21 protein-coding genes are annotated in these 24,280 nt (G+C 68.7%); 10 read left to right on the forward strand and 11 right to left on the reverse strand.

Annotated elements, in window-relative coordinates; genetic code table 11:
* On the reverse strand, positions 1–315 hold a 315-nt coding region (locus ACAM49_RS17375; RefSeq protein WP_369636557.1), incomplete at its 3' end, for a DUF222 domain-containing protein.
* A gap of 349 nt (positions 316–664) precedes the next feature.
* Between ACAM49_RS17375 and ACAM49_RS17380 the strand changes: the two genes are divergently transcribed.
* The 3 genes from ACAM49_RS17380 (at position 665) to ACAM49_RS17390 (ending at position 4,707) form a co-directional block, all read left to right on the forward strand.
* Positions 665–2,362: a protein kinase gene (locus ACAM49_RS17380; RefSeq protein WP_369636558.1), complete on the forward strand. Its 1,698-nt coding sequence runs from the start codon at positions 665–667 to the stop codon at positions 2,360–2,362.
* Between the two features lie 129 nt (positions 2,363–2,491).
* A complete protein-coding gene (locus ACAM49_RS17385; RefSeq protein ID WP_369636559.1) occupies positions 2,492–3,895 on the forward strand; it encodes a polysaccharide pyruvyl transferase family protein in 1,404 nt (467 codons plus the stop codon).
* Entirely contained in the window at positions 3,892–4,707 is an 816-nt protein-coding gene (locus ACAM49_RS17390) for a glycosyltransferase family 2 protein (RefSeq protein WP_369636560.1), read from the forward strand. The genes ACAM49_RS17385 and ACAM49_RS17390 overlap by 4 nt, the downstream gene beginning before the upstream one ends.
* A gap of 55 nt (positions 4,708–4,762) precedes the next feature.
* On the opposite strand, the gene ACAM49_RS17395 is transcribed toward ACAM49_RS17390, so the two are convergent.
* Together ACAM49_RS17395 and ACAM49_RS17400 are read right to left on the reverse strand one after the other, a co-directional pair.
* A complete protein-coding gene (locus ACAM49_RS17395; RefSeq protein WP_369636561.1) occupies positions 4,763–5,386 on the reverse strand; it encodes an MspA family porin in 624 nt (207 codons plus the stop codon).
* 241 nt (positions 5,387–5,627) lie between these two features.
* Positions 5,628–6,725 carry a class I SAM-dependent methyltransferase gene (locus tag ACAM49_RS17400; protein WP_369636562.1) on the reverse strand — a complete coding sequence of 366 codons (1,098 nt, stop codon included), beginning with the start codon at positions 6,723–6,725 and terminating at the stop codon, positions 5,628–5,630.
* Between the two features lie 14 nt (positions 6,726–6,739).
* Here ACAM49_RS17400 and rfbC point away from each other — a divergent pair, with 14 nt between their 5' ends.
* Positions 6,740–7,309 (forward strand): dTDP-4-dehydrorhamnose 3,5-epimerase, encoded by a 570-nt coding sequence (gene rfbC, locus ACAM49_RS17405; RefSeq protein WP_369636563.1) that lies wholly within the window; start codon positions 6,740–6,742, stop codon positions 7,307–7,309.
* Here rfbC and ACAM49_RS17410 read toward each other — a convergent pair.
* From ACAM49_RS17410 to ACAM49_RS17425, 4 genes are read right to left on the reverse strand one after another with little or no spacing between them, the layout of a single operon-like run.
* Positions 7,293–8,321, reverse strand: coding sequence for an NAD-dependent epimerase/dehydratase family protein (locus ACAM49_RS17410; RefSeq protein WP_369636564.1), 1,029 nt, complete (start codon positions 8,319–8,321; stop codon positions 7,293–7,295). The two genes, rfbC and ACAM49_RS17410, sit on opposite strands and share 17 nt — an antisense overlap.
* 3 nt (positions 8,322–8,324) lie before the next feature.
* Positions 8,325–8,975 carry a PIG-L deacetylase family protein gene (locus ACAM49_RS17415; protein WP_369636565.1) on the reverse strand — a complete coding sequence of 217 codons (651 nt, stop codon included), beginning with the start codon at positions 8,973–8,975 and terminating at the stop codon, positions 8,325–8,327.
* The gene (locus ACAM49_RS17420) at positions 8,972–9,772 is read right to left on the reverse strand and encodes a glucose-1-phosphate cytidylyltransferase (protein WP_369636566.1); all 801 of its coding nucleotides are present in this window, start codon (positions 9,770–9,772) and stop codon (positions 8,972–8,974) included. Before ACAM49_RS17420 ends, ACAM49_RS17415 begins: the two co-directional genes overlap by 4 nt.
* On the reverse strand, positions 9,769–11,034 hold the full coding sequence (locus tag ACAM49_RS17425) for a methyltransferase domain-containing protein (protein ID WP_369636567.1): 1,266 nt from the start codon (positions 11,032–11,034) through the stop codon (positions 9,769–9,771). The genes ACAM49_RS17420 and ACAM49_RS17425 overlap by 4 nt, the downstream gene beginning before the upstream one ends.
* 523 nt (positions 11,035–11,557) lie before the next feature.
* Between ACAM49_RS17425 and ACAM49_RS17430 the strand changes: the two genes are divergently transcribed.
* Positions 11,558–13,054 carry a sugar transferase gene (locus ACAM49_RS17430; RefSeq protein WP_369636568.1) on the forward strand — a complete coding sequence of 499 codons (1,497 nt, stop codon included), beginning with the start codon at positions 11,558–11,560 and terminating at the stop codon, positions 13,052–13,054.
* A 13-nt stretch (positions 13,055–13,067) separates the two neighbouring features.
* On the opposite strand, the gene ACAM49_RS17435 is transcribed toward ACAM49_RS17430, so the two are convergent.
* The 4 genes from ACAM49_RS17435 to ACAM49_RS17450 all read right to left on the reverse strand — a co-directional run bounded on the left by ACAM49_RS17435 (position 13,068) and on the right by ACAM49_RS17450 (position 17,469).
* Positions 13,068–13,904 carry a polysaccharide lyase gene (locus ACAM49_RS17435; RefSeq protein ID WP_369636569.1) on the reverse strand — a complete coding sequence of 279 codons (837 nt, stop codon included), beginning with the start codon at positions 13,902–13,904 and terminating at the stop codon, positions 13,068–13,070.
* A 79-nt stretch (positions 13,905–13,983) separates the two neighbouring features.
* Positions 13,984–14,913 carry a GDP-mannose 4,6-dehydratase gene (locus tag ACAM49_RS17440; RefSeq protein WP_369636570.1) on the reverse strand — a complete coding sequence of 310 codons (930 nt, stop codon included), beginning with the start codon at positions 14,911–14,913 and terminating at the stop codon, positions 13,984–13,986.
* An 83-nt stretch (positions 14,914–14,996) separates the two neighbouring features.
* A complete protein-coding gene (locus ACAM49_RS17445) occupies positions 14,997–16,151 on the reverse strand; it encodes a glycosyltransferase family 4 protein (RefSeq protein ID WP_369636571.1) in 1,155 nt (384 codons plus the stop codon).
* Between the two features lie 85 nt (positions 16,152–16,236).
* On the reverse strand, positions 16,237–17,469 hold the full coding sequence (locus ACAM49_RS17450) for a GNAT family N-acetyltransferase (RefSeq protein WP_369636572.1): 1,233 nt from the start codon (positions 17,467–17,469) through the stop codon (positions 16,237–16,239).
* Between the two features lie 141 nt (positions 17,470–17,610).
* Between ACAM49_RS17450 and ACAM49_RS17455 the strand changes: the two genes are divergently transcribed.
* The 5 genes from ACAM49_RS17455 to ACAM49_RS17475 are packed head-to-tail and all read left to right on the forward strand — an operon-like array spanning position 17,611 to position 24,280.
* A complete protein-coding gene (locus ACAM49_RS17455; protein ID WP_369636573.1) occupies positions 17,611–18,996 on the forward strand; it encodes a polysaccharide pyruvyl transferase family protein in 1,386 nt (461 codons plus the stop codon).
* The gene (locus ACAM49_RS17460) at positions 18,989–20,668 is read left to right on the forward strand and encodes an oligosaccharide flippase family protein (RefSeq protein WP_369636574.1); all 1,680 of its coding nucleotides are present in this window, start codon (positions 18,989–18,991) and stop codon (positions 20,666–20,668) included. Before ACAM49_RS17455 ends, ACAM49_RS17460 begins: the two co-directional genes overlap by 8 nt.
* Positions 20,665–22,080 carry a Wzz/FepE/Etk N-terminal domain-containing protein gene (locus ACAM49_RS17465; protein WP_369636575.1) on the forward strand — a complete coding sequence of 472 codons (1,416 nt, stop codon included), beginning with the start codon at positions 20,665–20,667 and terminating at the stop codon, positions 22,078–22,080. Before ACAM49_RS17460 ends, ACAM49_RS17465 begins: the two co-directional genes overlap by 4 nt.
* A complete protein-coding gene (locus ACAM49_RS17470; RefSeq protein ID WP_369636576.1) occupies positions 22,077–23,147 on the forward strand; it encodes a glycosyltransferase family 4 protein in 1,071 nt (356 codons plus the stop codon). The genes ACAM49_RS17465 and ACAM49_RS17470 overlap by 4 nt, the downstream gene beginning before the upstream one ends.
* Positions 23,144–24,280 carry a glycosyltransferase gene (locus ACAM49_RS17475; RefSeq protein WP_369636577.1) on the forward strand — a complete coding sequence of 379 codons (1,137 nt, stop codon included), beginning with the start codon at positions 23,144–23,146 and terminating at the stop codon, positions 24,278–24,280. Before ACAM49_RS17470 ends, ACAM49_RS17475 begins: the two co-directional genes overlap by 4 nt.

Genomic DNA, 24,280 nt, shown 5'->3' on the forward strand with positions numbered 1-24,280 from the left:
CCCGAGCTGCTCGGCGGCATTCACGCGCGCACCGGCTTCGGCGTGGCCGAGGCGCAGCACCTGCTGCAGGTACTTGCCGGTGTGATTCTTCCAGCCCGCCTTCTCCGGCAGATTGCGCTGACGCACTTCGCCGACGAAGCGGTGATCGACCGCGGCCAGGCGACGCTTGGCGGCCTCGAATTCCTGCATCTGAACCACGAATTCGGCATCGGAGAATCCGCCCAAAGAATCGGTGAGCAGGATGTCGGTGACGGCAGCGAGCATCGCGATCGCGTCTGCGATCGTGCTGCCGGAAACACCTCCACCGCTGGTCATGCCTCCATTCTACGCTTCTCGATCATCCTTTCGAACCGAATTACCAAGTGATATAAGGGTTTTCACTAATTCGCATTTGCCTGAATCAATAATATGTCAACCCATTTCGCCGATGCCGGGCCGATGGCGTCCACGGCACTCCTCGGCGTATTGGTCAGTGCGCCCGCATTATCCACTCTCGGTAATGCAGATAAACAATTGAGGATAGTCGATAGGTAGTACCCTTCCGGCTGTCGCTCGGTAGCGGCCTCCACCTCCTCGCGGTGGTCCGCGATTAACGCCGGAGCCGCGTTGCCGGATCTGGGATACGGTGAGCGGCGAGCATGACGTGGTCGGAGGTAGGCAGGCTGTGGGGAGGACACTCGCGCAGGGGCAGGTATTCGCGGGCTACACCGTGGAGCGGCTGCTCGGCGTGGGCGGGATGGGGGAGGTGTACCTCGCTCGGGACAAGGATCTGCCGCGGCCCGTCGCGCTGAAGCTGCTGGCCGCGGGCAAGGCCGATGATCCGGAGGTGCGGGCGCGGTTTCTGCGGGAGGCGGATACGGCTGCGCGGCTGTCGCATCCGAATATCGTGGCCGTCTACGCGCGGGGCAATGACGAGCATCGGCTGTGGATGGCCATGCAGTACGTCGAGGGCACCGATGTGTCGGCGGTGCTGCGGGACGGGCCGGTGCGGCCCGATCACGCGGTGCGGATCATCGGGGAGACCGCGCGGGCCTTGGATTTCGCGCATCGGGCCGGTGTGCTGCACCGGGATGTGAAACCGGCGAACATCCTCCTGGCCTGGGGTCCGGACCAGCGGGTTTATCTGGCCGACTTCGGAATCGCGAAGGCGATTGATCACACCAGTGCGCTGACCCGCACCGGCGAGATGTACGCGAGTTTCCAGTACGCCGCACCCGAACAGTTCGAGCTGCGCACCGACACCGACCACCGCGCGGACGTCTACGCCCTGGGCTGCACCCTGTTCCACATGCTCACGGGCGAATTGCCGTACCCGGGGGAGTCGACCGCGCAATTGGTCGCCGCACACCTGGGCGCTTCGATTCCGCGTCCGAGCCAGGTGAATCCCGGAGTGCCCGCGGCTTTCGATCACGTCATCGAACGCGCCCTGGCCAAGAATCGGGACCAGCGCTACGGCAGCTGTGGCGAGCTGGCGGCCGCCGCCGCGCAGGCGCTCGCGGCCGGGTCGGGGTCGATCGGGCCGTGGTACCACCAGAGCGGCCCGGCCCAGCCGATCAGCGGACCGCTGAATGTTCCTGCGCCACACCCGCACGCGGGCCTCGATCCGAGCCGATTCACCGGGGCTACGACCAAACCAAGCATGCCCACCCAGTCCGGGATGGTGCCCACCCAGACCAACCCGCACCGGTCGGCCTTCGCCGTCCCGCCGACGCAGCTGAATTCCCAGCCGAATCACCTCCTATCGCCACCGCAGCGGTATCCCGACACGACGGGCCCCGGCCCGCGCCCGGTCGACGCTGCGCCCACCGAGCTCGCGCAGCAGAATCCACCGACCCACCGCGGCCGCAAACGGCTGATCGCGGCCTTCGTCGTGGTGCTCGGCGTAGCCGGTGGTCTCGGTGCCGGATTCGGCACCGGCGCAATCCACTTCGGGTCCGGTAAGACCGGCAACTCGATCGCGCAGCCGCCGACCGCCACGGACGAGCCATCCAAGGACGCCGCCATCAAGGCCGCCTGCGATTACGGGCAGCTGATGGAGACCTACGACTACAGCAACGGCGACGCCTGGCAGGCCAAGGTGGAGGCCGGGGCGACCGGAAGCTGGAAGAGCACGCTCCAAACCTTGCTGCCCGTCCTGCGGCTGATGGTGGAAGCCGGTACCCACACCCGATCCACCGGCGGCAAGTGCACCATTACCGAGGGCGGCGACAAGCATTACGAGCTGAGCGGGACCTTCGATCTGGTGGACACCGTGAACGGCAAGGACACCAATCAGCGCACCCAGACGGTGCCGATGGCCATGGACTACGTGGACGGCCGGTGGCTGTGCAGCAAGCTCGTCATGTCAGGTCTCCCGAGCTGACCCGCACTCCCGAATGATCTTGTGAGTACACTGCTTTCGCACGGCCGAGCCATCGCCAGCCTGGCGCGGATAACGGTCGTGCGATAGATTCGCGGCAGCTTGCTCGGGCCGTGTCGGAAGGAATCGAGCGTGGGGAATTTCGGCGCGGGGGACGGTGCCGGGACAGTGCGGGTGCTCATCGAGAACGGTGAGTACGCGCTGCGCAATCGGGGGGATATCGCCATGCTGGCCATGGCCGTCGAACATCTGCGGCAGCGATGGCCCAAGGCCCGAATCGGTGTGCTCACCGAGGAGCCCGGCATCCTGCGCGGCCTGCTGCCGGGTGCCGAACCCGTGGTCGCGAATACCGGCGGCCAATGGGGCAGAAGCGGTCTCGCCGGGCTGTTGGACGAACAGGCCGGGATCCGCCTGCTCGGTCCCGCCGCCCTGCAATGGCGGGCCGCCACCGAAGGTCCCAAGCACTACCTGCGCGGCCTCGCCGATCGGGCGCGACAAGAAGTCAAGCAGTACACCGGCATCGGCTCCGATGCCGCCAGCCCGCCGAGTCTCGCGCCGATACCCGCCGCGCTCGCGGAGTCGGATCTCGTGATCGCCCTAGGTGGCGGCTACCTCACCGACTCCGACCGCCACCAGGCACACCGCGCCCTCAATCTGCTGGAAGCCGCACAGCACCAAGGCATTCCGACCGCCATGATCGGCCAGGGCATCGGTCCGCTGCAGGACGGCGAGCTGGTGCGCCGCGCCGCCGAGGTGCTGCCCGGCGTCGACCTCATCGCCGTGCGGGAGCGCCGCCGCGGACCGGCGCTGTTGGACGAACTCGGTGTCGACCCCGAGCGGGTGCTGCTCACCGGCGACGACGCCATCGAGTTCGCCTACCGCTCGCGGCGGCCCGGTATCGGCGCGGATCTCGGTGTCTCCCTCCGCATTTCGAGCCGATCCCAGGTGAGCGACGCGGCCCGCGAAACCCTGGGCGAGGTGCTGCGTCGAGAGGCCGCCGCCCTCGATACCGCCCTGGCTCCGCTGATCGTCGCCGAGGGCATGGGCGGCGACCGCCGCCACACCCTGCCCCTGCTGCATGGAGCGCCCCGGGCCCGCGAGCCCATTGCCCGCACCGGTACCGCCCAGGACGTGGTCCGTCAGGTCTCGCGCTGCCGGGTGGTGGTGACCAGTGCCTACCATCTGGCCGTTTTCGCGCTGTCGCAGGGCATTCCGGCGGTGGCTGTAACGGCCTCGCAGTACTACGACGACAAATTCTATGGGTTGGCCGATATGTTCGACGCCGACACTGCCGACGCCACCGCTGAGTCCGGGCTGCGGATCGTGCACCTGGACGCGGACGATCTCGACACGGAATTGACGCGTGCGATTCGCCGGTTGTGGGAGTCCGCGCCGGAAGTGCGGGATACTCTGCAGCAGAGGGCAGTTGAGCAGATCGACGCCGGTCGCGCGGGTCTGGATCGAGTGTACGGACTCGTGGCGGGAGGTGATGGCCTGCCCACCCGAACCGTCCAACCAGCTCAGGGGGCTCGATGAAGAACCTCTCGGTGTGCGTCCCCGTCGACGACGGGCGCACCCTGGCCGCGACACTGCGCTCGATCCTCGTCCAGGACACCGACGTCGAGGTGATCGTGCTGGACAATTCACCCGGCCGCAACGGTCCGGCCGATGCCGCCGACGACACCGTGGTGGCCGTCGCGCGATCCTTCGAGGACACGCGGCTGCGCGTGCACCGCAATGCCGAGGCCCTGCCCCTCGGCGAGAACTGGAACAAGGCCGTCTCGCTGAGCTCGGGCCGCTTCGTGAAGCTGGTCCGGCCGGGCGACACCCTGCTCCCGGATGCGCTCGACAAGCAGCTGGCGGTCATGGGCGACAATGGAATCGCCCTGTGCGCGTCCAGATTTCAGCTGATCGACGAGCACGGCACGGTCGTGGCCACCGACCTCGGCCTGCCCGGCCTGCTGGGCCGTCGCGACGCCCGCGCCCTCATGCGCACCCTCGTGCACCGGGGCCCCGAACAATTCGGCCCGATCACCACCGCCGTCTTCCGCCGCCAGGACTTCGACCGCGTCGGCGGCTTCCGCGGCGGCCAACCGGGCTTCCCGATGGACGCCGACCTCTTCGCCCGCGTCACCGCCTTCGGCGATTTCCACGGGCTGCCCGAAATCCTGGTTGCCCGAAGCGATTCCACGGCCGATCCCGCGGCCTCCACGGTGACGGCCCTGACCGAGATGCTGCGTTTCCATCACCGTCTCGGTTCGGAATACCCGCAATACGTCGGCCGGGCCGCCGTGCTGGGCGGCGACTGGCGGCTGGCCCGCGCCGCCGCCGCACGGGTCCGGCGGTAGACAGCGGCGGGCCCGGGCGGTCGCTGAGGCGCGGCGACCGCCCGGGCCCGGTGGATCAGTTCTGCGACAGCGGACCGTACGCGACGACCACGTCGCCGCTCCCGCTCACCAGGCGCACGAACGGCCGGATGGTGGTGGTGCCCAGGACGCCGGTGACGGTGCCGTGGAACCCGGACATGGTGATGCAGCCCTCGTTGCCGGAGACATCGCCGCCAGCGGTGTCCACGGACTGGATGCCGGGCCCGAAGCCGACATCGAGCTGGATGCCCAGGGTAGGAATCAGATTGAAGAGGTCGACCTTCGGGTCATTGCCGATCTCCAGTTCCAGCCCGGGCGTCTGGTACTGGAAGGAGATCTTGCCGGAGAGCGTGGCCGGGTAGCCGACCTGGTAACCCATGGTGATGTGGCCGTTCCACGAATCCCCCGCGGGAACGTCCACCTTGAAGCAGGCCTTGCCGCTGTGGAACCACTCGCGGGTCAGCGGGTTCCCGTCCAGCGGGGGCACCCAGTCGATGCGGGTGTCGGCCGAGATGGCCTCGACCGCGCGACCCTTCTGGTCCACGATCGTATTGGTGGCGTCCACCGCGGCGGCGCCGGTGCCGGCGCTCATTACGAGTCCGATGGCGCCCGCAGCCGCGATAATGGCGGTGCGCGAAAGCGCAGTCTTGTTGTTGCGCATGATGAATCCCATTCCCTCATCAGGTATTGCTGCGTAATGCCTACGCGTGCTTGATGATTCCCCAGTACTACTGGAACGTGGGCATACGTCCCCCGTCCCCCTCGGTCGATGATCGACCCCACGCTGAGACTATCCCACTCAATTGTCCTGCGTGTGACCGCAATCGAATGATCGGTATCACAGGCCGACGAGTTGCGGACCCGGCGAAGTCATGCGGGTGCCGGGCTAAGGTCGCTGACTTTCATAGTCGTTCAGGCACTTCGGTCACCCACTTTCCGCTGAGTTCGGGCCACCGGGACGACACTTCCGGTAGTAGGTCGGGCAAGGTCAGGAACACCAGATCCGGCTGCGCGGCAACGAGTTCGGCCGGAGACAGGATCGGGATATCGGTACCGGGCATGCGGCGGCCCTGTTTGCCGGGCGAGGCGTCGGCCACCCCCGCCAGCAGCCCGCGATGCGCGCCCGCCAGATGCAGCAGGGCCACCGCCCTCGAAGCCGCGCCGTAGGCGTAAACCCTGCGGCCGGAAGCGTTTTGATCCTCCAACCAGCGGCGCAGCGCCCGCGCCTGCCGGTCGGCGGCCTGCTGGAGCCCACGCACCACCGCGGGATCCGCGACGGACGCCTCCGTCGCGCGAATGCGGGCCAGGGAGGCATCGGCCTCGGCGGGGGCGTGCACCGCCGCCACCAGGATCGTGCCGCCGTAGAGCGGGAACTCCCAGGCCGTCACCGCGACCAGGCCCGCCGACCGCAGCAGCTCCTGCAGCGCGGCCAGCGAGTAGTACGCGAAATGTCCGTGCCGCAAGGCATTCCACTGTCCCTGTCGCACGATGGCATGCAGCGAGTGGAACTGGAGTAACAGCACCCCGCCCGGGGCCGTGGCCGCCGCCCGCTGCGCGAAGGCCACCCGCTGGTGCGGTTCGTGCATGATGCCGAAGCAGTCGATCACCACATCGGCGGGCCGATCGGTCACGGTGTAGCCGCGCTCGGTCAGCAGCGGCAGCCAGGTGCCGCCGTGCGGGCTCCCGAACTCGCGCACGGTGCCGCCGCCGGGCAGCCAGCCGCCCGCCGCCACCCGCGACACCGCGTCGGCGGCCTGCTCCCGCAGCGCCCGCGGCTCCACGCCGCGCGGTTCCGCGGTGACCGTATCGTCCTCGGCCAGCTGCGCCAGCCCGCACATCGCGCACAGATCCATGGCGAGCGGATGCGCCGAATCTTCCGCCCCGCCGGCCGATTCGAGGCTCGGAAAGTCGTCCGCCGCAGGCATTTTCCCGAGATCCAGCACCCGCGCCAGCGGCCCCAGCCCGCACCCTCGACACCCGTACAATGGCTCCCCGCTCATGGCACGATGACCCGGTGCGCATCGAATCGACCGACCTCGCCGACGTCCTGCTGCTGACCCCGCAGCCGTTCCGTGACGACCGCGGCCTGTTCACCAGGACCTTCGACGCCGAGGAGTTCGACGCCCACCTGGGCGTCCCCGGCCTGTCCGCGAGCTTCGTGCAGGACTCCCAGTCGCGCTCGCACGCGGGCGTGGTGCGCGGCATGCACGGCCGCTCCGGGCGCGGCGAGGCCAAGCTGGTGCGCTGCGCGCACGGCGCGGTCCACGACGTCCTCGTCGATATTCGCCCCGATTCGCCGACCTTCGGCCGCCAGCAGGCGTTCCTGCTGGACGACACCGACTTCCGCCACCTCTACGTCCCGCCGGGCTTCCTGCACGGCTTCCAGGCGCTGACCGAGGTGGCCGACGTCTGCTATCGCATCGACCGCCCGCACGACCCGGCCGAGGACCTGGGCGTCGCCTACGACGACCCGGAGCTGGCCATCGCCTGGCCCCAACCGGTGACCCTGGTGTCGGCGCGGGACGCGGGCGCGGGCTCGTGGCGCGAGCTGCTCGCCGCCCTTCACCTCACACCCCGGTCCTGATCCGGCGCAATTCGTCGTCGAGCACCCCGGCCTCCTTCAGCGACTTCAGATGCGCCAGGCGTGTGAAGCGCTGGAAGAAGGCCTCGGAGGTGAGCCCGCGCGCGGTGTACTCCCGATACAGCTCGGCCGCGCCGTCGGGAATGCTCCACTTCGCCTCGAAGCCCAATTCCTTGCGGGCATACCCGAAGTCGACCCGGTAGGAGCGCGGGTCCGCGCCGCTCTCGCCGGTGATGACCAACGTGGATTCCGGCACCACGTCGACCACCGCCTGCGCGATCTGCGCCACGGTGAGGTTGTTGGCCTCGGTGCCGACGTTGTAGGCGCGGCAGTGGATGGCCTCGCGCGGCGCCTCCAGGCAGGTGGCGAAGGCGGCGGCGATGTCCTGCGCGTGCACCAGCGGCCGCCACGGCGTGCCGTCGGAGAGCACCTTCACCTCACCGGTGAGCACCGCGTACCCGACCAGATTGTTGAGCACGATATCGGCGCGCAGCCGCGGCGAGAAGCCGAAAGCGGTTGCATTGCGCAGGAATACCGGGGAGAAGCCGGAGTCGGCGATGGCGGCCACATCGTCCTCGACCCGTACCTTCGACTCGGCGTAGGGGGTGAGCGGACGCAGCGGCGCGTCCTCGGTCACCAGCCCGTCCCCCGCCGCCCCGTACACCGAACACGTGGAGGCGTACAGGAACCGTTGCACCCCCGCCTCTTTCGCGAGCAGCGCCAGCCGCACCGAGGCATGGTGGTTGATGTCGTAGGTGATCTGCGGCGCCAGCGCGCCCAGCGGATCGTTCGACAGCGCCGCCAGATGCACCACCGCGTCGAACCCGGCGAGCTGCTCGACCGTCACATCGCGCAGGTCCACGCTCAGCGTGGGCGGCGCGGGCGGGGCCTCGCCCAGTACGCATTCCGCGAAATACCCGCTGTCCAGGCCGGTCACGTCGTGACCGGCCGCCTGTAGCAGCGGCACCATGACGGTGCCCAGATACCCCTGATGCCCCGTGACCAGCACGCGCATGACTTATGCACCTCCGAAGGTAATGGTGGCCTTGTCCAGCAGGAACGCCTCGGCGTGCCGGGCGCGGCACTGCACCCCGCGCAGCCGGGACAGGCCCAGGAACGACTGCTCGTCGAACCAGTCGTGATCACGTTGCGAGGGATAGTGTTTCATCAGCAGTTCGGCCTTGCGCTCCGCGCAGCCCTCGGGCAGCGGATGGAACACCGTCGGCTGCGGGGTATCGCTCTCCCACTTGAGAATCTCGTAGCCGAGGATCAGGTGATCGCGAAATATGGTGGGCGCCAACTCCGCCAGCAGCCGATGATCCTGATGCGCGTCCCCGCGCTGCGGCGCGAACACCAGCTGGGCGGAGCTGCCCCGGCGCAAACCGGCGACCGCGTCCTTGGCTCGCTCCCAGTGGGCGGGCGCGTACCCGTCCGGTACATCGAGAATCCGCAACTCCAGATCCGCGCCGGGACAGAAGGCTTCGAGCGCGCGCTCCTCCTCGCGAGCCCGTTCGGTGCCCGCGCCGGTGAGGATCAGCGCCCGGACCCGCAGTCCCGGAACGGTTTCGGCCAGCGTGAGCAGCGTGCCGCCCAGCCCGATGGCGAGATCGTCGCAATGGGCCGCCAGCAGTGCGATCTCGGTGACCGCGCCGGTGTCGAGTCGGATCATGCGCCGCCCACACCCTCCGCCGCGGGACGCTCCCACACCATCCACGGGCGGTCGCCGGTCATATACCCGGCATCCAATTCGGCGCGCTCCTTGAAGGTGTCGGCCGGCTTCCAGAACCCGTGGTGCTGATAGCCGAACAGCCGCCCCTGCCCGGCCAGCGCGCCGCAGGCGTCCTCCACCAGATCGCCGCCGGGCGGCAGATGGTCGAAGATCTCCTGGGTCAGCACGAAGTAGCCGCCGTTCTCCCAGATGGGCAGCTGCGAGACCGGGGTGATGTTCTTGACCTCGCCCGCGGAGTTCACATCCACGCAGTGGAACGAGGACTGCGGCGGCACGATCATCATCGAGGCCGCGGCCCCCGACGCCTGGAACTGCGAGATCACCTGATCCAGCGGCGCGTCGGTCAGCACGTCGGCGTAGTTGGCCAGGAAGTACCGCTCGCCCTCGAGATGCGAGCGAACCCGGCGCAGCCGCTCACCGATGGGCGACTCCACCCCGGTGTCGACGAAGGTGATGGTCCAGTCGCTGATATCGGACTGCAGCAGCTCGACCTTGCCGCCGCGGATCACGAAGTCGTTGGACACCGACTCCTGATAGGTGAGGAAGAAGTTCTTGATGTGCGCGGCCCCGTAACCCAGGCACAGCACGAAGTCCTTGTGCCCGAAATGCGCGTAGTAGCGCATGACGTGCCAGATCAGCGGGCGCGGACCGACCATCTGCATGGGCTTGGGAACGACATCCTCGCTGCCGTTGCGCATCCGCATGCCGTAGCCGCCGCAGAACAGAACGACCTTCACTGGCCTTGCCTTCCTTCGGAAATGAGTGCGGCGGCATCGTCGGGCGTCGCATGGTGGAGATGGGGGAGCGGGTACACCAGATCGCCGCCGCGGGCGATGACCGGGCGCAGCTGGGCGGTGATCTCCTTCTCCAGATTCCAGGGAAGGACGAGCACCACGTCCGGGCGGTCGGCGTCGATCCGCTCCGGTTCGTGAATCGGGATCCGGGTGCCGGGTGTGAACCGGCCGTGCTTGTAGGGATTGCGGTCCACGGTGTACTCGAGCAGATCGGGCCGGATGCCGCAGTAGTTGAGCAACGTATTGCCCTTGCCGGGCGCACCGTAGCCGACCACGCGTCGCCCGGATGCCTTGGCGTCCAACAGGAATCGCAGCAGCTCCTGGCGCACCAGCTCGGCACGCGGGCGCAGCTCCAGGTATCCGGCCACCTCGTGCAGCCCGGCCTCCTGCTCCAGGCGCAGTGCCTCGGCCACCCGCGGCGAGGGCTCGGCGACGGCGTCGGGGCGCGCCCACAGCCGCAGCGAACCACCGTGCGTCTCCAGCAGTTCCACGTCCACCACGGTGAGACCCGCTGTGGCCAGGGCACGTTGGGCCGAAAGCACCGTGTAGTACTGGAAGTGTTCGTGATAGATGGTGTCGAACTGGCCCAGCGTCACCAGGTTCAGTGCGTGGTGCACCTCGATGGACAGCCACCCGTCGTCGGCGAGCAGGCCGCGCAGCGAACGGGTGAAGCCCAGCAGATCGGGGATGTGCGCGTAGACATTGTTGGCCACCACCAGGTTTGCCGGACCGTGCTCGGCGCGCACCGCGGCGGCCAGCGACTCGTCCAGGAAGGCGGTGCGGGTCGGCACGCCCTTCTCCCGCGCGGCCGCCCCGACGTTCACCGACGGCTCGATGCCCAGGCAGGGGATGCCGGCGGCGACCGCGTGCTGCAGCAGATAGCCGTCGTTGCTCGCCACCTCGACGACAAAACTATTTCCATTCAGACATAACTGATCAATAGCTTGGTCCACGAAGAGTTTCGCGTGCCGAACCCAGCTGTCCGAAAACGACGAAAAGTAGGCATATTCGGTGAAGGTTTCATCCGGAGTGATGAGCGCCGGAATCTGCAGCAGCAGGCAGCTCTCGCAGAGCCGCAGATGCAATGGATACGTCGGCTCCGGCAGATCGAGCTCCTCGGCGGTGAGGAATTTCTCGCAGGGCGGAGTGGCTCCGAGATCAAGAACGCTGATCAGCCGATCGGAGTCGCACAGACGGCAGTGCACGAAGATTTCCCCACCTTTCACCGAGACCGGCGCTGCCCCTGCAGCGCCCACCTGACCACAGGTCGGCTCGGTCCGGCCTTACGTTACAACAGCTTCGATCGTGTTCGGGGTGCCGATCTGGTGACGAACAGTGCCAAAACAGGCGAATTTCTGCGACCCGCAGAATCTGGTGTCCTGCTGGCAAACCCAAGAATCTTGCAATGCAAGGGTTTCGAACAGCAGACTCTGCGGAGTCTGTGGAGCGCAACCTGCGATGTTGCGAATAGGGGAATTAGGGGGAATCGGCCCGGGCGACGGTCTGGCTACCCGCCGTTAATTTCCGGAAAATCCGGCGCCGCACGTGATTCGGCGTTGGCGACGGTTTGGATGTGTAACATTCGGCATCTGGTCCCCGAAACATTCGGTGACCGCATCGGTTGTCATGGTCCTGAAAGCCCTTGGGAAACCGGCGTCAGCCCGTTCTGCGTAACTGATCAGTGGGGATCGGAACCGAGTTCTCCCGTGGGGGAGGTGCGTTCGTTTCATGAGCTTCGAAACTTCGGCCGTTCGCGCCCTGCGCGCGTATCGCCCACCTCGCCCCGAGCCGCGCTCGGATCGTGAGCGCTGGCAAGCGGATTACGCCAAGCGGCTACTGCTCAGCGATTGGTGCGTCACGCTGCTCGCGGTCGGAATCGCACAGGCGATCCGGTTCGGGAGCAACGCGGACGCGAACCTCACCGCGCACTGGTCGATGGGTATCCGGTACTGGGTGGTCTCGGCCGTGCTCGTGCTGACCTGGATGTGCGTCCTGACGCTGAGCGGCACCCGGTCGCCCCGGGTAATCGGCAGCGGCCCAGAGGAATACCGGCGCGTGGTGGGTGCCTCGCTCAAGCTGTTCGGCGTCATCGCGATCCTCTCGCTGCTGCTCCAGATCGATCTGGCCCGGATCTACCTCGCGATCGCCCTGCCCCTGGGCACCCTCGGCCTGGTGCTCGAGCGGCGGCTGTGGCGGCGCTGGGTCGCGGGCAAGCGCGCGCACGGCAGTTTCCGCACCGCCATGCTGGTCGTCGGCAGCCCCGACGCGGCCCGGGCCATGGTGGGCGCGTTCACCCACGATCCGACCTCCGGGTATCAGGTGATCGGGATCTGCACCCGCGACGAGGGCGCGGTGAACGATCGGTTCCTCACCGTCGGCGCGCGTGAAATCCCGGTCGTGGCAAGCGATTACGACGTCGTCGACGCGGTCCGCCGCACCGGCGCGGACACCGTCGCGGTGACCGCCACCGAGAGCCTGGGCCCCGCGGACTTCCGCCGCATGGCGTGGGAACTCGACGAACTGGGCGCGGAACTGATCGTCATGCCCGGCCTGGTCGACATCGCCGGCACCCGGCTCACCCACCGGGTGATCGCGGACATGCCGATGCTGCACGTGGAGAAGCCGCAATACGACCGCGCGAAGTCGATTCGCAAGGGGCTCTTCGACTTCTGCTTCGCCCTGGCCGCGCTGTGCGCCATCGCGCCGGTGCTCGGCGCCATCGCGCTGGCGGTCAAACTGGACAGCCGCGGGCCGGTGTTCCATCGCTCGGAGCGGATCGGGCGCGACGGGCGGCCCTTCGGAATGATCAAGTTCCGCAGCATGTACGCCGACCCGGACCCGCACCTGACCGCGTTGCTCGACAGCGACGGCGGCGATCCGCTGTTCCACCGCCCGCCCGACGATCCGCGGGTGACCGGGGTCGGCCGGGTGATCCGCCGGTACAACCTCGACGAGCTGCCGCAGTTCTTCAATGTGCTGCGCGGCGAGATGAGCATTGTCGGCCCGCGCCCGCAGGTGCGGCGGGTGGTCGACGCCTACGACGGAATGATGCGGCGCACCTTGCTGGTTCGGCCCGGGATGACCGGGCTGTGGCAGGTGCGGAGCCGGGCGAGCATGACGCCCGAGGACGTCATGCGGCTGGACCTGTCCTACGTCGAGAACTGGTCGACGATCCTGGATCTGTCGCTGATCGCGAAGATGATCGGCGCGCGCCGGGCGGCCTGACGACGCGCGAGACTCAGAGCGGCGCGAGCCCGGCCTCGGTCGGGGCCATCGAGAACCCGTCGTGGAACACCACGCCGTTGGGCACGATCTCCGGGTCCCGGTAATAGCCCTGCTTGAAGTAGATGCCGCCACCGCCGGGCATGAGAGTGCGGACCGTGCACCGGGTTTGGCCCACGCACGGCGCGGCGTCGAACACCTGCGGCACGCCCCCGATCCACAGTTCGACGAACCCGATGTCGTCGTACGCCGACCACTTCACATGCATCTTGATGTCGGTCCACACGTCGGGCACGATCGGCGCGCTCCACGGCGTGTACGTCTTGCCCGGATGCCCGGGGGAGTTCCACGTGGAAACCACCACACCCCAACGCCCGTCGGCCACATTGGTCGGCCCGGCCGCGATCGCCAGCGGCGGCGGGCCGTCCTGGTCGGCGTGCCACTGCGACAGCACCGTCCATCCGTGATCGGACGGGAAGCCGGCCTGGAAGCGGGTGCTCCACTGGTACCAGCGCTCGTCACCCTCGTCGGCGCGGGTGTAGTCCTCGCCGCTGACCTCCGCCCGCGCACCGCAGCACAGCCCGAACGGGACGTCGCCGCGGTGCAATTCGAAGCGCCCCGCGTACTTGCCCTGGCGCACCAGATTCGACTCGACCTGCATGCGGTCATTGGAGATGTGGAATTTCACGCACGGCACGCTGGGCAGCACCACGTTCTGGCACTGCGCCCACTGATCGAAGTTCCCGGTCTCGAAGTCGCCGACGAAGGGCTCGGTGCCGAGGGTGGTGTGTGCCGGGGCGCAGGCGGTGATGACCGCCATCATGACCGCGCCGAGGCCGGTGACCAAGCTCAACGGAGAACTCCTACCTGAGCGTGCGCGCGGCGCACGAGTGGATGTCGTTGGGGTGGACCGGCTTTCGGCCATCGAGGAGCTACCGCCAGGTCGCACCGGTCAAGGATGCGTACCAGGCTACCGTCCGGGTCAAGCCCTCATCGAAGTCGACACTCGGCTCGTAGCCGATGGCGCGCAGCCGGGAGATGTCGACCACCAGCTTCTCCGGATCACCCGGCCGATTCGCGCCGCTGTAGTCGAAGGCCGGACTGGTGCCGGTGATCTCGCACAGCGACTTGGCCAGCTGATCGATGGTGTACTCGCAGCCCGCGCCCACGTTGTAGGCCTCACCGCGCAACGGCGAATTGGCCGCCACGATCATGGCTGAACGGGCGGCGTCCTCGACGAAGAGAAAATCGCGCACCTGGGTGCCGTCGCCGTGGATGAACAGCCGCTCGCGATCGCGGTCGATCTTGGCGAGCAGATCGAACACCACCTGCTTGCGCTGGCGCGGGCCGAACGCGGAGAAGAACCGCACCGCGCCCAGGCGCAGGCCGTAGAGCTGGGCGAACACCGCGAGATACCGTTCGGCGGCGAGCTTTCCGACCCCGTAGGGCGAGATCGGCACCGTCGGATCGGATTCGCTGATGGGAATGCGCACCGAGTTCCCGTACACCGCGGCGCTGGAGGCGAAGACCATGCGGCCTGGCCAGTGCAGCGTGCGCAGCGCCTCGAGCAGGCGGAAGGTGGTGGCGAAGTTGAGTTCGTAGTCGAAGGCCGGGTCCTCCACCGAGGGCGGGACATACGCGTTGGCCGCCAGATGGAAGATGATGTCGACCGGATGCTCGGTCAGGTACGAGACCCAATCGATGCCGCGGATGTCGGTTTCCCGCAGGGTGATCCGGTCCGCGACGGCGGCCAGGTTCTCGCGGCTGCCCGAGGCGAAGGTGTCGAGCACGGTGACCTGGGCCCCCGCCGCGACGAGCAGTTCGACCAAGTGCGAGCCGATGAATCCCGCGCCCCCGGTCACCAGGACCGATGCTGTGGCCCAATCGATTTCATGATCTTGTTCGGGCATTCTTGCCTTCCCCCGGGTGAGTGCTGGGTCGTTCTCTACATCCCGGCGACGCGTAAATATGTTTCGACCGTGCGGCGCGCGACGGCGTCCGGTTCGAATCGGTCGAGCGCCATCAGGTGCCCCCGCGCGCCGAATTCCAAGGCCAGTTCCTGGTTCCGCAGCAGCTCGACCATGCGTTCGGCCAGCTCCGCGGTATCGCCGGGCTCGACCAGATAGCCGTTGACCGCGTCGGTCACCATCTCCGGGATGCCGCCCACCCGGGCCGAGATCACCGGCTTCCCGGCGGCCATGGCCTGCGCGAGGATCGTCGGCGAGGTCTCCTCGTGCGAGAACAGCACCACCGCGCGCGCCAGCGCGATCTCCTCGCGCAGCCGCTCGTTGTCGACCATGCCGACGAATTCCACCGCGTCGTCGAGTCCCAGATCGGTGGCCTGGGCGCGAATCGCGCGGGCGTATTCGGCGTCGGGTTGCGGACCGACCATGATCAGCCGCGCCTTCGGAACCTCCCGCAGCGCAAGTGAAAAGGCGGTGAGCAACCCTTCCGGATTCTTGCGCGGCGACAGCACGCCCGCGAACAGCAGCCGCGGTTCGGTCGGGGCCGACGGCGACAGCGCGAAGAACTCCGGCGCGGTCGGGTTGGGAATGCTGATGTGCTCGCCGCGCACCATGCCGCTCAGCGCCCGCGCGTCGTAGTCGGAGATGGAGATGACGGCCTTGGCGCGGCGCAGCACCCGGCGCACCATCGCCTCGACCAGGTAGTAGCGCACCCGCTCCTTGACGCTGGTGCGGGCATTGAGCCGGGTCTCGAGATGGATCAGCCCGTGCACGGTGACCACCGTCTTGTCGCTGACCTGGGTGGCGATATCGCCGCGCAGCCCGATCTCGTGCGCGTGCACCACATCCGGGCGCAGTTCGGCCAGCACCTTGCGGGTCTGACGGACATCCAGGAACGAACCGGTCGCGACGCCGAGGCGGCGCTGCCCACGCAGATAACGGATTTCGACCTTCGGTCCTTCACGCCGGGACTCGACGGTGGCCTCACCGGTGTGGAAACGCAGCACGGTGAGCGAATCGATCTCCTCGCGGGCCGCGAGCGCGGGAACCAAAGTGCTCGTCACGGACTCGATCCCACCCACCACCCGGCCGGGTTCGAGGGGATACGTCGCGATCATGACCACGTTCAGGCCCACATGTGCTCCTCGAGATTCCCCGCCACCGCATCCCCCGTCGGTCGGCTGACGGGAACTCTACCGTGTCGGATGTGCCTGCGCGCGACTACTTCTGGACGGTCGCGGCCCACAGTTCGACATCGTGGAACCGGCCGTCCGGTCCGCGCCGGGCGCCGCGCAGGAGGCCCTCGCGGCGCAGGCCGCCGGCCTCGGCGAGTGCGGTGAGCGGGGTGTGGTCGGGATCGATCAGGGCCTCCACGCGTTCCTCGCCGAGCTCGTCGAAGGCGGTGGCGAGCAGCAGCGCGATCGCGGTGGCGGCCGACTTCGTTTGCGCGGCCTCGGGGGTGATGCCGATGGCCAGTTCCGCGTTCGGGTGTCCGGGCGTGAGGTCGAGGTGGCCGATCGAGCGCCCGTCGGCGAGGACGTCGTAGCGCTGAGCGGTCACTCGACGCCTCGGATGATGGGATGTCTCCCGACGCAATGCAATTGGTCGATTGTCCGGATCGACGCCCTCGATCGTGGAAGGCCACACGACCGCGCCCCGGGTGGCCGCGGCGAGCTCGTGCAGCAGCGTGCCGAGGGCGTACTTCGCGCCGACCGCCAGCACGGCCGCCGTCCAGCGCGCCGCGTCGCGCAGGCGTTGCGCGGTCGGGCCGTCCGCCGCGGTCGCGTCGGTCGCGACCGGCTCTGCCCGGACACCCCCGAAAGCGATGAGCGCGGCCACCCAGCCGCCGGGCGGCACCCGGTCGGCGGTGACGGCCCAGAGTTCGTGATCGCGCCGCTGCCCGCCGACCGCGCGGGCGCGAATCATGGTGGCCTCCAGCGTCATCCCGCCCCGGTCGGTCGCCTGGTGCGCCCGTCGATTGCTCACGGCGGTGGGCGCGGTGACGCGATGCAGGCCGAGCGGCTCGAACGCGTAGTCCACCAGCAGCGCGCCCGCGAGCGCGCCCACGCCGTGGCGGGCATGCCGTGAATCCATCCAGATGCCCATCTCCCCGGCGCGATGCCGCCGATCGATGGGATTCAGCGCGCACTGCCCGGCGAATTCGCCGTCCACCACGATGCTCAACGGCAGCACCCGCCCCGTGGCCCAGCCCCACCGCAGCCGCAGATACTCCCGGATCCACCAGGCCCGGGTGTGCCGGTCCGCCCAGCTCAGTGCCGAGGAGTTCCAGTACGGTTCGATGAGTTCCCGGTCCCGCAGGCGAATCTCGCGCCAGCGCTCGAAATCTGACAACCGGGTGTTCCGGACAGCGACTCGATGGCCGTCGACCAGCAGCGGACCGAGTCGGACCCGGCGCAGAGCGGATCCCCGGACCGCGGCGAGGGCATGCGGCATACCGAAAAGCTACCGGACAGCCCGCAGGTGCGCGAGAAGTTGCAAAGACTCTGCGGTTGTGGCTAATTGAGTTACGGTTGGCAAGCAAGCCACGCCAGTTCGCAAGGTTCGGGGCCTTGTACATGACCGGGGGAGGTCGAGATGGGAGCCGGGCTGCCGTGCGGTGGGGCCGGACACCGCGTTCTCATCGAGAACAGTGAGTACTGGCTGCGCAATTACGGTGACCTGGCCATGCTCGATGTCACCGTGCGCCGCATACGCGCGCGCTGGCCGCTGGCCACCGTCGGCGTCATGACCGAGTCGCCCGCACTGGTAGCGGCATATTTCCCAGGGGTGCTGGGCATTACCGTCGGGAGCCGCGATCCGTGGGGTGCGCCGGTCCGGGTGGAACGGCTGGCCGCCGCGGTCGGACCCGCCGTGGCCGGACCGCCCGCCGTGGCCGCGCTCCGCGCCCGGGCCTGGCTGTTGCCCAGGGCCATCCGGGTGCGGGATCGGCTGCGGGACTTGCGATCTCGTGGATCCTCGGCCGACGAGCCACAGCCTGCGCCCGAACCCTCGCACGCCGAGATCCTGGTGCCCCGGATCGAACGCAGGCATCCCGGCGCGGCGCGCGCGGTCCGCGAGGCATCGCTGGTCGTCGCGCTCGGCGGCGGATATATGACCGATGCCGACATTCCCCAGGCCGGTCGCGTGCTGGATCTCCTCGAATACGCCTGCGGAGTGGGCGTTCCCGCCGCCATGGTGGGCCAGGGGATCGGCCCGCTGCGCGACCCGGAACTGCGGGAGCGCGCGACCCAGGCGCTGGGCAAGTTGCCCCTGATCGCGCTGCGCGAGCGGCGGCGCGGACCCGAACTGCTCGAATCCCTGGGCGTGCCGTCGAGCGCGGTCGTGGTCACCGGTGACGACGCCATCGAGCTCGCGCAGGACGTCCGAAATGTTAGTCCCGGCAATGATATTGGCGTGTGCTTGCGGGTAGCCAAGTATTCGCCCGTTGCCGCGCGCGCCCAGGAGACCGTCGGTTCCGCCCTGCGCGCGGCCGCGGTCGAATTCGATGCGCGACTCGTCCCTCTGATCATCGCCGAGACCCCGGGCTCCCCGGATCGCGCGACCACGCTGCCGCTGGTGCGCGGCAGCGCGAATCCTGTCGAACCGGTCGGTAGCTTCGTGCGTCCCGCCGAGGTGGCCGCCGAGGTCGGGCGCTGCCGCATCCTCGTGACCGGCGCCTACCATCTCGCGGTTTTCGCATTGAGCCAAGGCATTCCGGTGGTCGGTCTCACCTCCACCGAATACTACGACGACAAATTTCTGGGCCTCGCCGATATGTTCGGCGGGGGCGTGCGGCTGGTCCACCTCGACGATCCGGAGCTGAGCGAGCACCTGCCCGCCGCCATCCGGGCCGCCTGGGACGAAGCCGATGACGTCCGTGCAGCGTTGCGCGCTCGTGCCGATGAACAGGTCCTGGGTAGCCGCAACGCCTTCGAGCGACTATTCGGTCTCCTCGAACGGACTCACACCGAGCATGCATAGATTCGACCGCGAGGATCGGGACCGGGTCACCATCCGGGCCTACGAGATCATCGGGAGGTACGACGACACCGTCGAACTCCCGCGTTACGATCTCGCCCCCGCCATCGAACCCGCGCAAGCCGAGGGCACCAATCTCGGCAAGCGAATCGGCAAGGTGGCGGCGGCCTCCGCGCTGGCGCTGATCTTCGGCGAACTGGTCTCGCTGGCGCAGACCGTGGCGCTGGCGCGGCTGCTCAGCCCCGCCGAGGTCGGCATGTTCGCCGCGGGCACCGTGATCACCATGCTGCTGACCACCTTCGTCGAGGGCGGCCTGCGCTCCGGGCTGGTGCAGCGCGAGGACCATGTGGCCGATGCCGCCGAAACCGTGTTCCGGGCAACGCTGCTCAACGGCGTGGTGGTCACCCTGGGCGCATTGGCCGCGGCGCCGGTCATCGGCCTGCTCTTCCACAGCCGCACCATCGGGCTGATCGCGGCGACGACATCGGGCTTCCTGCTGATGTTCTCGCTCACCAATGTCCCGGAGGCCCTGCTGCAGCGCGAGTTCAGCGTCAAGCGCCGGGTGATCGTGGGCCCGGCGGTCTCGGTCAGCTTCGCCGTGGTCTCGGTGGTGCTGGCCGCCTGCGGGTTCGGCGTCTGGAGCATGGTCGTGGGCACCTATGTGTCCTATGTGGTCTGGGTGATCGCGGTCTGGTGGCTGGCGCGCTGGCGACCCGGGCGCGGGCGGGCCACCGTGCGCATGTGGCGCGAACTGGCGCGCTTCGGTTCCCCGGTCGTGGTCAACATGATCGGGGCCCGGGCGCAGACCATGATCGAGGCCGCCGTCGTCGGGCGCGGCCTCAATTCCGCGTCCCTGGGCTTCTACCGCTACGGGCAGCGCATCGCGCAGATCCCGGTCCGGTTCATCGTGGAAGTCGGTGCGGTATCGCTGTTCCCGGCCTTCGCCCGGATCGCCGAGGAGGGCGATCCGAGCCGGTTGTCGGGTGCGTATCTGCGGGCCATCCGGCTCACCACCTTCGGCGCGGCCGCGCTGTCGGGACTGATCATCGTCTTCGGCGAGCAGACGGTGGTGCTGGTCTTCGGCGCGCGCTGGCGCGAGGCCGGTGCGGTGGTGGTCGCCATGGCGGGCCTGGGTCTGGGCAAGGCGTGGATGAGCGTGGGCGAGGAGGCCATCAAGGGCGCCGGGCGCACCGCACTGCTCAACTGGCAGACCGCGGTCGAACTCGGTCTCGGAATCGGCCTGCTGTTGCTCGGTATTCACTTCTTCGGTCTGATCGGGGTCGGTCTGGCGACCTCTGCGACCATGTTGATCGTCGGTGTGCTGGTGACCGCGTTGGCGCGCTCGGTGATGGGTGTGCGGATACGCGATCTGATCCGGGCGGTCGGTCCGCCACTGCCGGCGGCGGCCATCGCCATCGGCGTCACCTGGGTCCTGGAACACCGGGTGCTGCACTCCGACCATCGGCCGATCCTGCTCGGGCTGGCTCTGCTCAGCACCGGCGTGCTCGCGTTCGTGGTGCTCTACCTGCTCGTCATGTATGTCCTGGCACCCGACATCATCGTTGGAATCTTCCGGCTGGCAGGCCGGTTGACCGGCCGGTTGCGCCGTAACAGCGGGGCCCCGCGCGCGATAATCCCCAACGCGCGGCTCCGAACTTCGAGGGAGACGAATTGAACAGCGCCACAACGGTTCACCTGCGCAGACTCTGGCGCCGGAAATGGGTGATATTGGCGATCATCGCGCTGGCGCTGGCGTTGGGCTTCGTCTCGACCCGGGACCTGCAACCCAGCTACACCAGCCGGCTCACGCTGACCATCGGCTCGCCCAACCGCGCCCCCGATCAGGACGCCGTGCTCTCGGTCGGCTACGCGCAGTACTTCATGGACCCCGCCTACCAGTCCAAACTGCGTGCGGCCGGGGCGGTTCCGGCGGGGGCGACGCTGACCGCGCGGACCGTCGCGTCGAGCCCCATCCTGTATCTCGAGGCGACCGCCGCGAAACCGCAGGTCGCCAAGGATGCGGCGACCAAGGCGGGCAGCGCCTTCCGCGACGAGATCAATACCAGCCTGCGGGCCGCGCAGGACGCCGCCATCGCCGCGGTGCGCAAGCCCTTCGACGATATCCGCGCCGCCAACGGCGCGGTCAGCGATGCCTCGCTGACCCAGATGCAGGACCAGATCAACCGCATCAATGCCGACACCTCGAACAAGCTCATCGATCTGCAGGCCGCCTCGGACCCGGTGCGCAACGAGCCGTCGCGGCTGCCGGGGTTGCTGACCTACGGGGTCGGCGGGCTGCTGGCCGGGGTGGTCGTGGCCTTCGTGCTGGGCCTGACCGCGCGGCGGCTGCGCACCGCCGACGATATCGAGCAGAAGCTCGGCCTCGACGCCATCGCGGTGGTGCCGGGACGGTCGGGCAAGCGAGCGGGACTCCGCGACAAGGCCTTCCAGCAGATCGCCACCGCGGTCGGCCTGGCCGTCCCGGCGAAACGGGCGACCGTGGTGGTCACCGCGCCCGAATCCGATGACGGCATCGCCGCCGTGGCTCGCGCCGTCGCCGAGGAACGCGCGCGCCAGGGGATGCGCACCATCCTGGTGCACGCCGATCTGCGCCGTCCCTCGGGCACCGGCGTCGCCGAGGTGGTGGCCGAGCGCCTGGAGCTGGACGGGGTGCTGATGGGGACCCGCATGCCGCAGCTGCGGGAGCTGGCCCCGGGCAGCACCGGCGAGGATCCGTTCACCGCGCTGAGCCGGGAACGCGTCGCGCGCTTGCTGTCCGGGCTGTTCGAGCGCGCCGATCTGGTGGTGATCGTCGCCCCGCCGGTCAATGACGCGGTCGAGGTGCAGGTGCTGGCGGCCGAGGCGGGATCGACCGTCCTGGTGCTGGACCGGAACACCACGGTGGCGGCGGCGCGGCGGGCGCGGCGCGTGCTCGAGGGTGTCGACGCCGAAGTACTGGGCGCGGTGCTGCTCGAGGAATCCGAACCCGAGGAAAAGGTGAGCCCGCCGGAATCGGCGGACCCGCCGACCGAGCGCATCCGCTGGACCCATACGCCCCCCGCGCAGCCGATCAGTCCACGAAAATGACGAAACAGCAACGGGCCCTGTGGGTCTCGACGAGCATGGGGACGCGCGGCGGGGTGGCCTCGTTCGTCCGCGATATGCGGGCCACCCCGCTGTGGGACGAGTGGCACATCGACCACGTGGCCACCCATCGCGACGGCAGCATCGCCACCAAGCTGGCGGCGTTCCAGGTGTCGATCTTCGTCTATCTCTATCGGCTGCTGGTGCGCCGTCCGGCGGTGGTGCACCTGCACATGTCCTCCTACGGCAGTTTTCCGCGCAAATACCTGTTCGAACTGCTGGCCCGCGCGCTGCGGATTCCGGTGGTGCTGCATGTGCACGGCTCGGATTTCAGCGTGTTCTACACCGAGGCCTCGCGGGCGCTGCGGGCCGCGATCCGCGACTCGCTCAGCGGGGCCGCGGTGGTGATCGCGCTGGGCGAACCGTGGGCCGAAGCGCTGCGCGGGATCTCCCCGCGGGCGCGAATCACCGTGGTATCCAATGCGATCCGGCCGAATACCCCCGTCGAGCAGGGTTCGGGGCGTCCGGTGCAGGTGCTGTTCCTCGGTGAGGTCGGCGAGCGCAAGGGCACCTTCACGCTGCTCGAGGCCTGGCATCGGATGATGACCGAGCACGCCGCGGTGCCGCCGCCGCGGCTGCTGGTCGCCGGGGACGGCGCGGTGGAGCGCGCCCGCAAGATGGTCGCGGATCTGGGCTGCGCCTCCAGCGTCGAGATCGCCGGATGGCTGGAGCCGCACCGGGTTCCGGAACTGTTGAACGCCTCGCAGGTGCTGGTGCTGCCCTCGCATCGGGAGGGGCAGCCGATGGCCATCCTCGAGGCGATGGCCCGCGGACTGTGCGTGGTGACCTGCCCGGTCGGCGGCATCCCGGATCTGATCGACGAGCGGTGCGGGGTCATGGTCGAGCCCGGCGATGCCGAGGAACTGGCCGACGCGCTCGGGCTGGTCATCGGTGACGATGCGTTGCGAGAACGCCTGGGAGCGGCGGCTTTACAGCGGGTCCGCGAGGAATTCGATATCGATGTGGTGTGGCGGCGCTTCGACGGGCTGTACCGGGAGATCACGCGGTGAGCGCGGTCGGACCGGGTCCGCTGCGCGTGCTCTACCTGGTTCCCGATCTGCGGGTCGGCGGGGCCGAACGGCACGTCACCACGCTCATGCCGCATCTGGACCGCACCCGGTTCACGCCGTCGGTGCTGTGCATCGGTGAGGAAGGCGCGCTGTTCGGCGACCTCGTCACCGCCGGTGTGCCCGCGCGGGCGCTGCACCGCACCAAACGCCAAGCAGCGCGGGCGCTCTGGGATATCGTTCGGCATCTTCGGCGTGAGCGCCCCGACCTGGTGATCACCCGCGGCTACAACGCCGAGGGTCTCGGTCGGGTCGCGGCCTGGCTGACACGGGTGCCGAATTCCATTGTCTGGGTGCACAATCACGGCGATATCGAGCCGCGCGGCCGGGCCCGGGAGCTGGCCGACCGGGTACTGGACCGGTGCACCGCCGCCTACTTCGGGGTGGCGCGGGCCCAGATCGACTACATGACGGGCGATCTCGGCTACGCCCGGGACAAAATCCGGATCGTCCACAACGGGGTGGATCCCGCTCTGTACGAGACCGGCGACGATCGCGGTGCCGTCGCCGCACTGGGCCTCGGACCCGACGACCTGATCGTCGGGATCGTGGCCGCGCTGCGACCGGAGAAGGACCACGAGACCTTCCTGCGCGCCGCCCGCCGGGTGGCCGACGCCGTCCCGCGCGCCCGCTTCCTGATCGTCGGCGACGGTCCCGAGCGAGCCCGGATCGAGGCGCTGACAAGCGAATTGGGCCTGGGCGACCGGGTGGTCCTCGCCGGCTCCCGCCCCGACGTGCCGGACCTGCTGCGCGCCATGGACGTGGTGGTGCTCAGCTCGCACAGCGTCGAATGCTTCCCGATGGCGCTGCTCGAGGCCATGGCCGCGGCCCGGCCCGCGGTGTGCACCGCGGTGGGCGGGGTGCCGGAACTCGTCGACGACGGTGTGACCGGCTGTCTGGTCCCGCCGCGTGATCCGAATGCCCTGGGGGACAAGCTGATCGCCGTGCTGTCGGACGAAACGCGACGCCGGGGCATGGGTGCCGCCGCAAGGGTGCGGGTGGAAACCGAATTCAGTCTGAAGACCAGTATCACGGCCGCCGAGCGAGCCGTGGAGGAAGTTGCGCGCAGGGGATGA

It is taken from the genome of Nocardia sp. JMUB6875, assembly GCF_041154655.1.
GTDB lineage: Bacteria > Actinomycetota > Actinomycetes > Mycobacteriales > Mycobacteriaceae > Nocardia.